Here is a 12,426-nt window from a genome sequence, read left to right as displayed (position 1 = left end):
CGGCCAGATCCTCACCCGCGCAGCGGGAGAGGGGATCGCCGAAGGCGGTGGAGGGGGCACGGCCCAGCATTCTCGCCTGCAGGACTATTGTTGCGACGCATCATAGCCTAGAAGTCTGACTTTCCCCGCCTGCGCGCCTCTTGCGCCGCATCGGTGCGGCACTCAGATCGGCGACATGGCTCCTCCTCTTCTTACGCTCCAGAACATCACCCTCACCCTCGGCGGCAGCACCAAGCTGCTGAACGGCGCGGATCTTTCCGTCTCGCAAGGCGAGCGGCTCTGCCTTGTCGGCCGCAACGGCTCCGGAAAGTCGACGCTGCTGAAGATCGCCGCCGGCGAAGTCGAGCAGGACGGCGGCACACGGTTCCTCAAGCCGCAAGTCAGCCTGCGCTACCTGCCGCAGGAGCCCGACCTCTCCGGCTACAAGACGACGCTCGAATATGCCGAGGAGGGCCTGAGCCCGCTCGACGATCCCTATCGCGCCATCAGTCTGCTCAACGAACTCGGCCTCACCGGTGAAGAAGACCCGTCCACCCTGTCCGGTGGCGAGGCGCGCCGCGCGGCGCTGGCGCGCGTTCTCGCGCCGCAGCCCGATATCTTGCTGCTCGACGAGCCGACCAACCATCTCGATCTGCCCGCCATCGAGTGGCTGGAATCCGAATTGAAGAGCCTGCGCTCGGCGCTGGTGATCATCAGCCATGACCGGCGCTTCCTCACCAACCTGTCGCGGCAGACCGTGTGGATCGACCGTGGCATTACGCGCAAGCTCGGCAAGGGGTTTGGCGAGTTCGAAGCCTGGCGCGACCTTCAGCTTGAGGAAGAAGAGCGCCAGCAGCACAAGCTCGACCGGCAGATCGTCGACGAAGAGCATTGGCTGCGCTACGGCGTCACCGCCCGGCGCAAGCGCAACGTCGGCCGGCTTGCCCGGCTTCAGGGTCTGCGGACCGACCGCCGCGACCACCGTAAATCCGTCGGCGACGTCAAGCTGGTGGCGAGCGAAGGCGCCGTCTCCGGCAAGCTCGTGGTCGAGGCGAAGAACGTCCACAAGGCCTACGGCGACCGCGTCATCATCGACGACTTTACGACGCGCGTGTTGCGCGGCGACCGCCTCGGCGTCATCGGCGCCAACGGGGCCGGCAAGACGACGCTGATCTCCGTCCTGACCGGAACGATCGAGCCCGATAGCGGAACCATCAAGCTCGGCGCCAACCTGCAGATGGCGACGCTCGATCAGCGCCGCGCGAGTCTTCTCCCGACGACGACGCTGAAGGACGCGCTGACCGGCGGCGGCAGCGACTTCGTCGAGGTCAACGGCGAGCGCAAGCACGTCATCGGCTACATGAAGGACTTCTTGTTCGGCGCCGAACAGGCGCGGACGCCGATCGGCCGGCTCTCCGGCGGCGAGCGCGGCCGGCTGATGCTCGCGCGGGCGCTCGCCCAGCCCTCCAATCTTCTGGTGCTCGACGAACCGACCAACGATCTCGACCTGGAAACCCTCGACCTGCTCCAGGAAATGCTCACCGACTATCCCGGCACGCTGATCATCGTCAGCCATGACCGCGACTTTCTGGATCGCGTGGCGAGCGGCGTGGTGGTCGCGGAGGGCGACGGCGTCTGGCAGGACTATGCCGGCGGCTACACCGACATGATCAACCAGCGCGGCGATGTCTTGAAGGGCCGCGCCGCCGTCGAGGCCGTGCGCGAGAAGAAGACGGTCGGGGTCGGCAAGGCCGGGGCGACGTCGAAGCAGAAGCTGTCGTTTAAGGACAAGCACGCGCTCGAAACCCTGCCGGCCAAGATCGCCGCGCTCGATACGCTGAAGGCGAAGCTGCAGAAAGGCCTCGACGACCCGGCGCTTTACACCCGCGATCCTGCGGAGTTCGCCAAGCGCTCCGCCGCGCTCGCCAAGGCCGAAGCCGAAATGGCCGAAGCCGAGGAGACGTGGTTGGCGCTGGAAATGCAGCGCGAGGGTGCCGAGGGCTGACGTCGACACGGCATCGGACTTTGAGATAGACCCGTCCGCATTGACGCGTCTTTGCGAGCCGAAGGCGAAGCAAACCAGGGCCGCTGCGTCGTGCTATGGCGCCCCAATGCCCCCAGGTTGCTTCGCTGCGCTCGCAAAGACGGCTCGCAAACTCTGCGACGTCAATTCCGGCGCCCGAGCCGGGCAAACTTCAGAGAAAACGGCGGCACGATCGCGAGTTGGCTGGCTTACGCTGCCTTTGTCGCCTCTGGATCTGGATGCGGCACCAGCGACGAGGCCTCCAGCTTCGCATGGTCGAGCACGGTCTGGCTGGCGTAGGCCATGGCGAACTGCGCCAGCGCCACATCGAACACGCTGTTCTTGCCCATGTAGCCGGCGATCCGCGCGGGATCGCCCGTGCGCGCATGGGCGCGGGCCAGCGTCCGTCCACAGAGGGTCGCGTAAGCCGCGAGGGCCTTGCCTTCCATCAATTCGCCGAGCGAGCCGAGCCGCCGGTTCTTGAGCTGCCGGATATAGAACTGCCGTCCGTTCTCGTCCTGGGTCCAGCCGAGAAACGGATCGCTGGCCGCCTGCAGCGCGCGCTGGCCTTCGACGACGCGCTGGCCCTGGTTGGCGAAGGACGACGCCCAGGTCGCGAAAGGCGCCACGACCGAGGTCCAGGACTGCTTCAGCTGCAGGATCAGCGGCTCCTGGTCGGCAGTGGCCAGCAGGCCGACGGCACAGTAGGTCCCGACGCTGCCGACGCCGACGACCTTGAAGGCGACGTCACGGAGCGCGTAGCGGTCGAGCAGCAGACGGCGGTCCGGCGGCAGCGTGGCGCTATAGCTGTTCAGCGAGGCCTGGTTGAGCACCTGATGCACGGCTTCGCCGTCCTGGCCGACGTGGAAGATCGTCGGTGGTTTGTCCACGATCGTCATCTCGCCCGTTCCGCTGGTCGTGAAGCCGGGAAAATCATCGGCGGGCGTGCCGCTCTTCTCGGCCTTGACGAGCTTGCCGAGAACCTTGGTTTCCAGGTTGGCGTCGTCGAGCCGCGCGAGTTCGTCGACAAGGTTCATGTCGACCCGCCAGACCTCGAGCGGCGACTTTTCCGCAAGCGCCAGCATGAAGGTCCGGTAGGCCTTGACGGTTGCCTGCGCCAGGGCCTGTGCCCTCTTGTCAGGCAGGCCCGCGGCCTGGGCGGCCACGGCGACGCTTGCCGCGAGGCGCTTGATGTCGAGCGTGAAGTCGACGTTGGGATGGGTTTCGTCGAAGTCGTTGATGTCGAAGAGGACGCGGCCCTCGGGCGTCTGGAACGCCCCGAAATTCATCAGGTGGCAGTCGCCGCAGGCCTGGACCGTCGCGCCGATATAGGGCTGCGAGCTCAGATCATGCGCCATGACCGCCGCCGCGCCGCGATAGAATGTGAAGGGGGACACGACCATCCGCTTGTAGCGCTCCGGCACCAGAGCTTGCACCCGTCCGGGATCGCTGGCGGTGAGAATCCACAGCGCGTCGCGATGCGGATCTGGCGTAAAGTCGGCGTGACTCTCGCGGCTCACGCCCGTGCGCAACGCCTTGCCGGTGGCGTAGCGTTCGGCGCGGGTGGCGAGCGTCGGCGCGGCGTTGGAGGCCTGAGTCATCGTCGATCCCTTCAGAATTCTTGCGGTTTACAAAGCTTAGGCGGGCCGGATGCGCAAGCCATCCAGTGGTTCGATCCACCGGCCGCATGACGAGCGCGCGACGTTTGCCCGTCACCGTCAAAGTGTTCGCGGATCAGGCGGTCACAGGCCCAGATGCCTATGGGCCTCGGCCGGCCTCATCTCGGCGATAGCGTCATCGGAAAACCCGAGGTCCCGAAGCTGGGCGCGTTGTCTGTTCGTGATCATGAGCGATACCGGCGTCGATGGCGGCATGGACGGCTGGTCGAAGGTCTGACCGACGGTGGCGTCCGAAGCCTCCGGGGTCCGCATGTCCGCTATGGCGAAAAGCTGCCGAAGGAGGTCATCAGGTTTCTTCATCGAGGCGTAATGGTTTAGCAGCCATCCGGTTCGGGCCTCCGAGTCTATCGCGCCGAAGAACTTTATTGCGCCGTAGAAGCCTATCGCGCCCGAGAAGTCTATCGCACGAAGGGCCGACGTGGCCAGCGATCGATCCAGAAGCATGCGCGAGCCGTGCTCGCCGAGCGCGCGACGTCGAGGCGTTTACTTTGCAGGAGGCCTCAGGCAGGAAGGTCCGACACGAACGGAAGAGATGCGTTCCCCGGTGGGGCGTCCGGACTTCAAATCCGGGAGGGGCCGCGAGGCGGTCCTTGGTGGGTTCGACTCCCACTCTCTTTCGCCATCTCCTGCATGAGGCCTCATGATGGCTGCGTCTTCGAAGCCGGCCGCTCAGCCTGGCGCGACGGGCCGGCTGCCCTCCGTCGATCGTCTTCTCGCGCATCCCGATGTAATTGCCTTGATCGAGCGCTTCGGTCGCGCCGCGACGCTCGATGCCTTGCGCACTGTGCTTGCAGCCGCCCGCCAGCAGTTGCAGGAGACGCAAGCAGAGCCGCCATCCGACGTGATCCTGGCTGCACGGACGGAGGGCGCCCTGGCGGTCCTGTTCAAGCCATCGCTCAAGGCGGTTTTCAACCTGACGGGCACGGTGTTGCACACCAACCTCGGTCGTGCCCTGCTGACTCCCGAAGCCGCGCAGGCCGTCGCCCACGTGCTGACCCAGGCCAGCAACCTCGAGTTCGATCTCGCGACCGGCAAGCGCGGCGACCGCGACAGCCATATCGAAGCCCTCATCTGCGGCCTGACGGGGGCGGAAGCCGCGACCATCGTCAACAACAACGCCGCCGCCGTATTGCTGGTGCTGACGGCGCTCGCCGCCAAGAAAGAAGTGCTGGTCTCGCGCGGCGAACTCGTCGAGATCGGCGGCGCTTTTCGGATCCCGGACGTGATGGCGCGGGCCGGCTGCAAGCTCAAAGAGGTCGGCACCACCAACCGCACGCACCTTCGCGACTACGCGGAGAATATCGGTGCGCGCACCGCGGCCGTCATGAAGATCCACCAGAGCAATTACGAGATCCGCGGCTTTACCGCGGAAGTCGCGGCGAGCGACCTCGGCGCGCTGTGCCGGGACCGCGGCGTGCCGTTTCTCGACGATCTCGGCAGCGGCAATCTCGTTGATCTCTCGACCTATGGCCTCGCCAAGGAACCGACGGTCGGCGAGGCGCTGCGCCATGCCGACGTCGTCACCTTCAGCGGCGACAAGCTGCTCGGCGGCGTGCAGTGCGGGATCATCGCCGGCCGCAAGGACCTGATCGCCAAGATCCGCAAGAACGCGCTGAAGCGGGCGCTGCGCGTCGACAAGATGACGATCGCCGCGATGGAAACGATCCTGCGGCTCTACCTCGATCCCGCGCGTCTGGCGCAGACGCTGCCGACGTTGCGGATGATTACCCGGCCCGAGGCGGACGTCCGCGCCCAGGCGGAGCGGCTTGCGCCGGCCGTCGCGCTAGCGCTATCGGGCCAGGCGACCGTGGCCGTGGTCGCCTGCGCGAGCCAGATCGGCAGCGGCGCCCTGCCGGTCGAGACCCTGCCGAGCGCGGCGTTGGCGCTGACACCCGCGGGTCCCGGTCGCGGCGCGGGACGCTGGCTGAACGCTTTCGCGGACCGGCTGCGCGCGCTGCCGATGCCGGTCATCGGGCGGGTCAGCGACGCAGCCTTGCTGCTGGATCTCAGGACGCTGGAGGACGAAGCGGCGTTTCTCCACCAAATGGCTTTGCTCACAAAGACGACCTTTAGCGCACCGTGATCCCCGGCGCGCCGGCCGCCATCGTGCCGATCACCGCAGCCTGCTCGAACCCCGCGGCGCGGACGCTGGCGAGCACCGTCTCGGCCGCGTCGGGAGCGACCGCGATCAGCAGGCCGCCGCTGGTCTGCGGATCGCACAGCAGGCCGCTGCGCCACGTCGGCATCGCGGCCGGAAGATTGACCGCTGCGCCATAGCTCGCCCAGTTCCGCGTCGCAGCCCCGGTCGTGTAGCCGGCCTCGGCCAAGGCTGCCGCGCCGGGCAGGATCGGGACCGCTTCAGCGGAGACGGTCGCGGCCAGGCCCGCGCCTCGGCACATTTCCATCAAATGGCCGAGCAGAGCGAACCCGGTGACGTCCGTCATGGCGTGGACGCCGGCGATGCCGGCCAGCTCGGGACCGACGCCGTTGAGCTTGGTGGTCGAGGCGAGCATCGCGGCATAGCCGGCGGCGTCGAGTTCGTCCTTCTTCATTGCCGCGGAAAAGATCCCGACGCCCAGACCCTTGGTCAGGATCAGCACGTCCCCGGCGCGCGCGTTGCTGTTCTTCAGGATCTTGTCGGGATGAACGAGCCCGATGGCGACGAGGCCGTAGATCGGCTCCGGCGAGTCGATCGAATGGCCGCCGACGATCGGGATGCCCGCCGTTGCGCAGACCGACGCGCCGCCCGCGAGAATGTCCTGCGCCGTCGTGATCGGAATGCTCGCGATCGGCATGCCGACCAGCGCCAGCGCGAACAGCGGCGTCGCGCCCATCGCGTAGATGTCGGAGAGCGCGTTGGTTGCGGCGATGCGGCCGAAATCGAAGGAATCGTCGACGATCGGCGTAAAGAAGTCCGTGGTCGCGACGATCGCCTGCGTCGCGTTGAGCCGATACACCGCCGCGTCGTCACTCGTTTCGGTGCCAACGAGAAGATCGGCGCAGGGCACCGGGATCGGCATCTTGCGCAGGATGTCCTGCAGGACGGATGGCGCGAGCTTGCAGCCGCAGCCTCCGCCATGGGCCAGCGACGTGAGACGCGGTTGATGCACGGTCATCGGCCGTTTCCTTATCGATCGCCAGCGCGCCACGCTCCGTAAACTACGGCCTGCGCTTACTGGGGTGGATCCTTCGCTTCCCTAGTCCTTTTTTCGGACCGGGGAAACATGATCGGCAAGCGACGCAAGCCGGCCGTTCGAGCCGATTGATAGTTGACGTTCGAACGACCCGCGCTCGCGCGCGGCTTGTCCTGCGTGCCCAGTCTCGGTGGGGATTGCTACGCGGTCGGCGCGCCAATGGACTGGACGCCTCTGCTGTCGGTTGCGCGAAAAAGTGCGGCTCAAAAATTGCGGCTCGATGGAACGAAACAGTCCGCGTCATCGATTGACCGGCACCGAGACCTCTTGCTGAGAGAAGATCCATGCTGCTGCCTTTGTCTCACGCCGCCCTGCTGATGTCGGCCCTCGGCGCGGTGCCCAGCGTTCCGGCCACGAAGGCGCCGATCATCCTGGCCCAGACCAACCCGATCCACGGCGCCGACCCGACCGACGACAAGGGCCGCTCCGGACCCGACGGCTGGGTTCAGGCGCCGGTCTCCCGGGACGCCGCCGCAAACGGCTCCGCAAAAGCCCCCGGCGAGAGCGCAACGAGCCAGACCGCGACCGGCGTGACGTCGGCCGGAAGCAAACCAATGACTTCGGGCGAGGATCCCGGAACGCCCAGCGATTCGACCAGAACCGCGACCCCGGGCCAAGCGCCCAAATAGGTCTGCGCCGCGCGCGCCGATGCAACGGCGGTGCCACCCTGGATTGCTCTCAAAGACGTTGAAAAAACAACCACTTTGCCGTCTTTCCTTTATGATTGCGCCGCTGGTTTCAGTGGCCAATCACTTTCTGGGGAGAGCAGTTACATGAACATGCTTGTCTCCCGACGCGGATTCCTCGGAGGCGCTGGCGTAAGTCTGGCGGCGGCCTCCACGATGGGCGCGTTCGGGTTCGGCGCGATCGAGCAGGCGGCAGCCGCCTCGGTTCGGCCTTTCAAGCTTTCGCGGGCGACCGAAACGCGAAACACCTGCACCTATTGCTCGGTCGCTTGCGGCATTCTCGTCTACAGCCTCGGCGACAATTCGAAGAACGCCATCCGCGCCGTCGTGCACATCGAAGGCGACCCCGATCACCCGGTCAATCGCGGCACGCTCTGCCCGAAAGGTGCCGGCCTTCTCGATTTCGTCCATTCCGAGACGCGCACCAAATATCCGATGGTGCGCAAACCGGGTTCGGACACGTTCGAGCGGACGACCTGGGACTACGCGCTCGACCGCATCGCGCGCCTGATGAAGGACGACCGCGACAAGAACTTCGTCGCCAAGAACAAGGACGGTCTGACCGTCAACCGTTGGACGACCACCGGCATGCTCGCCGCCTCGGCGAGCACCAACGAGACCGGCTATCTCACCTACAAGGTCGCGCGCGCCGCGGGCATGTTGGTGCTGGATAATCAAGCACGCGTCTGACACGGACCGACGGTGGCCAGTCTGGCCCCAACATTCGGTCGCGGTGCGATGACAAACACCTGGATGGACATCAAGTCCGCGGACGTGATCGTCATCATGGGTGGCAATGCTGCTGAAGCGCATCCGTGCGGCTTCAAATGGGTGACGGAAGCCAAGGCGCACAACAACGCCAAGCTCGTGGTCGTTGACCCGCGATTCACGCGGTCGGCGGCGCTTGCCGATTATTACTGCCCGATCCGCCAGGGGACCGACATCGCGTTTCTCAGCGGCGTGATCAACTACCTTCTGCAGAACGACAAGCTCCAGCACGAGTACGTCAAGGCGTTCACCAACGCGACCTTCCTGCTCAAGGACGACTACACGTACAGCGAGGGGCTGTTCTCCGGTTACGACGAAGAGAAGCGCGACTACGACAAGTCGAGCTGGGACTACCAGTTCGGCCCGGACGGCTTTGCCATGGTCGATCCGACCATGCAGGATCCGCGGTGCGTCTTCCAGGTTCTGAAGGCGCATGTCGCCCAGTACACGCCGGAATTCGTCGAACGCATCACCGGCTCGCCGAAGGACAAGTTCCTGAAGGTTTGCGAGTACATGGCGTCGACGTCGACGCCGGACCGCTCGATGACGTCGATGTACGCGCTCGGCTGGACGCATCACTCCAGCGGTGCCCAGAACATCCGCACGATGGCGATCATTCAGCTTTTGCTGGGCAACATCGGCACGCGCGGCGGTGGCATGAACGCGCTGCGCGGTCACTCGAACATCCAGGGGCTCACCGATCTCGGTCTGTTGAGCAACACGATGCCGGGCTACCTCAGTCTGCCGACCGAGAAGGACATCGACTACAAGACCTACATCTCGAAGAAACTGTTCAAGCCGCAGCGGCCTGGGCAGACCAGCTATTGGCAGAACTACGGCAAGTTCTTCGTCAGCTTGCAGATGGCTTTCTTCGGCAAGGCGGCGACCGCCGAGAACAACTATGCCTACGACTACCTGCCGAAGCTCGACGTCATCCAATACGACCTGATCCGCGCCATCGAGCTGATGAATCAGGACAAGATGACGGGCTACATCTGCCAGGGCTTCAATCCTCTGATGTCGGCGCCTGACAAGAACAAGACGCACGCCGGTCTGTCGAAACTGAAGTTCCTGGTCGTGATGGATCCGTTGCAGACGGAGACGGCACGGTTCTGGGAAAACCACGGCGAGTTCAACGACAGCGATCCGAAGGCCATCCAGACGGAGGTCTTCGAACTGCCGACGACCTGCTTCGCCGAGGACGAAGGCTCGCTGACGAACTCGACGCGGTGGCTGCAGTGGCACACGCCGGCGCAGGATCCGCCCTACGAGGCTAAGAGCGACATCGACATCATGTCGGCGATTTATCTCCGGCTGAAAGCTTTGTACGAGAAGGAAGGCGGCGCGTTCCCGGACGCGCTCCTCAACCTGACGTGGCCCTACCAAGTCGCGCATAGCCCGACGCCGGACGAGATCGCCAAGGAAGTAAACGGCTACGTCGTCGACAACGTGCCCGACCCCACCGATCCGACGAAGATGCTTCTGACGGCCGGCAAGCAGCTCGACACGTTCGCGCAGCTTCGCGACGACGGCACGACGGCGAGCGGCTGCTGGATCTACAGCGGCAGCTACACCGAGGCCGGCAACATGATGGCGCGGCGCTCGACGAGCGATCCGGGCGAAGCCGGCATCGCGCCGAAATGGGCGTGGGCCTGGCCGGTCAACCGCCGGATCCTGTACAACCGCGCTTCCGCGGATGTGAAGGGCAAGGCCTGGTCGGAGAAGAAGAAGCTCATCGAGTGGAACGGCAAGGCCTGGGTCGGCTTCGACGTGCCGGACTATGGTCCGAACGTGCCGCCGCAGAAATCCGTCGGCCCCTTCATCCTCACCGAGGAAGGCGTCGGCCGCATCTTCACCAAGGCCCTGATGCGCGATGGTCCGCTACCGGTCCATTACGAGCCGTTCGAGTCGCCGCGGATCAATCTGAATTCGCCAAAAATTCAGGGCAACCCGGCGGGGCGTATCTTCAAGGACGATCTGGCCAAACTCGGCAAGGCCAAGGACTTCCCCTACGCTGCCACGACCTATCGTTTGACTGAACACTTCCACTTCTGGACCAAGCACGCGAAGATCAATTCGGCTTTGCAGCCGCAGCAGTTCGTCGAGATCTCCGAGCAACTGGCTCAGGAAAAGGGCGTGGTCGGGGGCGATTGGGTCCGTGTCTGGAGCAGCCGGGGTCAGATCAAGGCCAAGGCCGTGGTAACCAAACGCATCAAGCCGCTGATCTGCGATGGCAGCCCTGTCCACGTCGTCGGAATCCCGATCCACTGGGGCTTCATGGGCGTGGCGCACAAGGGCTTCGCCGCCAACACGCTCGGCCCTGCCGTCGGCGACGCCAACACCGACACGCCGGAGTTCAAGGCGTTCCTGGTCAATCTCGAACGGATCACTGATGCTCCGTCCGATGCCGCAACCGTCTGAGGGAGATAACCAATGGCCGATTATCAATCCCTCGACATTCGCCGCCGCTCCGCCTCAACGGATTCGTCGCCGGATGTGCGTGGCGCCATCGAGGTGGCGAAGCTGATCGACGTCTCCAAATGCATCGGCTGCAAGGCTTGCCAGGCCGCCTGCATGGAGTGGAACGATCTGCGCAGTCCGATCGGGGACAACATCGGGGTCTATACCAACCCCCAGGATCTCGATCCCAATACCTGGACCCTGATGCGGTTCACGGAATACGAAAACCCGGACGGCAATCTCGAATGGTTGATCCGCAAGGATGGCTGCATGCACTGCAGCGATCCCGGCTGCCTCAAGGCCTGCCCGTCGCCCGGCGCGATCGTGCAGTATCAGAACGGCATCGTCGACTTCATCTCGGAAAACTGCATCGGCTGCACTTACTGCGTGAAGGGCTGCCCGTTCAACATTCCGCGGATCTCCTCGGTCGACCGCAAGGCCTACAAATGCACGCTTTGCGTCGACCGCGTCTCGGTCGGCCAGGCGCCGGCCTGCGCCAAAAGCTGCCCGACGCAGGCCATCGTGTTCGGCACCAAGGCCGACATGATCGCCCATGCCGACGAGCGGATCATCGACCTGAAAACGCGCGGCTTCACCAATGCCGGCCTCTACGATCCGCCGGGTGTCGGCGGCACGCATGTGATGTATGTTCTGCATCACGCGGACAGCCCGCAGCTTTACGCCAACCTGCCGAAGGATCCGAAGATCAGCACGCTGGTCGCGATCTGGAAGGGGGGCTTGAAGGTTGCCGGTCTCGGCCTGATGGCCGCCGCCGCCGTGGGAAGCTTCTTCCATTACGTTGCCAAGGGTCCCGACGAAGTCGACGACCATGACGAGATGGCAGCGGAGCGGATGAAAGAAGAGAGCGATCGGTCGTGACTCGGGACGTACCTCACACGACGAGCGACGGTGGTCTTACCTATGTCTCCCGCTACACGACGGTGCAGCGGATCAACCATTGGGTGACCGCCGCGCTCTTCACCATGCTGACGCTGAGCGGTCTCTCGCTGTTTCACCCGAGCCTGTTCTTCCTGACCGGTCTGTTCGGCGGCGGGCCGTCGACGCGCGCGATCCATCCGTGGTTCGGCGTCGTCCTCTTCCTGAGCTTCCTGATGCTGTTCTTCCGCTTCTGGTCGCTCAATCTGCCGAACCGCGACGACATCGAGTGGTCGAAGCGCATCGGCGACGTGGTCAGCAATCGTCACGACCGGCTGCCGGAACTCGGCAAGTACAATGCCGGCCAGAAGATCGTGTTCTGGGGTCAGTCGATCCTGATTACCTGCATGTTTCTGAGCGGATTGGTGATCTGGGACCAGTATTTTGGGACCTACACGTCGATCGAGCCGAAGCGCGTTGCTTTGCTCATCCATTCGCTGGCGGCGCTTTGCGCGATCCTGATCATCTTCGTGCACGTCTATGCCGGCATCTGGATCAAGGGCACGGGCCGGGCGATGATGCGTGGCAACGTGACCGGCGGCTGGGCCTATCGCCATCACCGCAAGTGGTTGCGCAAGGAAGCGGCGGCGCATGGCATCGCGAGCGAGGCCGAGATCTATGCCGCGCATCATCCAGCGCCCGCGACGAAGGCAGAACCACCCGCAAAATAACGGTCGCCCTGTCACAACGGTGGCGTCGCG

Annotated in this window: 9 protein-coding genes and 1 tRNA gene; 7 read left to right on the top strand and 3 right to left on the bottom strand. The window is 64.7% G+C overall.

What is annotated here, in order from left to right; genetic code table 11:
• The first annotated feature begins 175 nt into the window (after window positions 1–175).
• Complete coding sequence (locus tag GSQ79_RS14055; protein WP_158809325.1) at window positions 176–1,984, top strand: ABC-F family ATP-binding cassette domain-containing protein; 1,809 nt, start codon at window positions 176–178, stop codon at window positions 1,982–1,984.
• Window positions 1,985–2,211: 227 nt separating this feature from the next.
• Here GSQ79_RS14055 and GSQ79_RS14050 read toward each other — a convergent pair whose 3' ends face one another.
• Both GSQ79_RS14050 and GSQ79_RS14045 read right to left on the bottom strand, forming a co-directional pair.
• A complete protein-coding gene (locus tag GSQ79_RS14050) occupies window positions 2,212–3,603 on the bottom strand; it encodes a DUF2252 domain-containing protein (RefSeq protein WP_158809324.1) in 1,392 nt (463 codons plus the stop codon).
• A gap of 141 nt (window positions 3,604–3,744) precedes the next feature.
• The gene (locus GSQ79_RS14045; protein ID WP_158809323.1) at window positions 3,745–4,125 is read right to left on the bottom strand and encodes a hypothetical protein; all 381 of its coding nucleotides are present in this window, start codon (window positions 4,123–4,125) and stop codon (window positions 3,745–3,747) included.
• Window positions 4,126–4,206: 81 nt separating this feature from the next.
• On the opposite strand from GSQ79_RS14045, the gene GSQ79_RS14040 reads away from it, so the two are divergent.
• A tRNA-Sec gene (locus GSQ79_RS14040) sits at window positions 4,207–4,303 on the top strand.
• Between the two features lie 21 nt (window positions 4,304–4,324).
• Window positions 4,325–5,764: an L-seryl-tRNA(Sec) selenium transferase gene (selA, locus tag GSQ79_RS14035; RefSeq protein ID WP_158809322.1), complete on the top strand. Its 1,440-nt coding sequence runs from the start codon at window positions 4,325–4,327 to the stop codon at window positions 5,762–5,764.
• Here selA and selD read toward each other — a convergent pair.
• On the bottom strand, window positions 5,751–6,797 hold the full coding sequence (gene selD / locus GSQ79_RS14030; RefSeq protein ID WP_158809321.1) for a selenide, water dikinase SelD: 1,047 nt from the start codon (window positions 6,795–6,797) through the stop codon (window positions 5,751–5,753). The genes selA and selD overlap by 14 nt on opposite strands.
• A gap of 362 nt (window positions 6,798–7,159) precedes the next feature.
• Between selD and GSQ79_RS14025 the strand changes: the two genes are divergently transcribed.
• The 4 genes from GSQ79_RS14025 to GSQ79_RS14010 all read left to right on the top strand — a co-directional run bounded on the left by GSQ79_RS14025 (window position 7,160) and on the right by GSQ79_RS14010 (window position 12,396).
• The gene (locus GSQ79_RS14025; protein WP_158809320.1) at window positions 7,160–7,504 is read left to right on the top strand and encodes a hypothetical protein; all 345 of its coding nucleotides are present in this window, start codon (window positions 7,160–7,162) and stop codon (window positions 7,502–7,504) included.
• Window positions 7,505–7,648: 144 nt separating this feature from the next.
• Complete coding sequence (gene fdnG, locus GSQ79_RS14020) at window positions 7,649–10,750, top strand: formate dehydrogenase-N subunit alpha (protein ID WP_158809319.1); 3,102 nt, start codon at window positions 7,649–7,651, stop codon at window positions 10,748–10,750.
• Window positions 10,751–10,762: 12 nt separating this feature from the next.
• Window positions 10,763–11,668, top strand: a complete 906-nt coding sequence (fdxH, locus tag GSQ79_RS14015; protein ID WP_158809318.1) for a formate dehydrogenase subunit beta — start codon at window positions 10,763–10,765, stop codon at window positions 11,666–11,668.
• The gene (locus tag GSQ79_RS14010) at window positions 11,665–12,396 is read left to right on the top strand and encodes a formate dehydrogenase subunit gamma (RefSeq protein WP_158809317.1); all 732 of its coding nucleotides are present in this window, start codon (window positions 11,665–11,667) and stop codon (window positions 12,394–12,396) included. Before fdxH ends, GSQ79_RS14010 begins: the two co-directional genes overlap by 4 nt.
• Window positions 12,397–12,426: the final 30 nt, after the last annotated feature.

Source organism: Beijerinckia sp. L45, assembly GCF_009765775.1.
GTDB lineage: Bacteria > Pseudomonadota > Alphaproteobacteria > Rhizobiales > Beijerinckiaceae > RH-AL1.
This window is presented reverse-complemented; position numbering and strand designations above follow the sequence as displayed.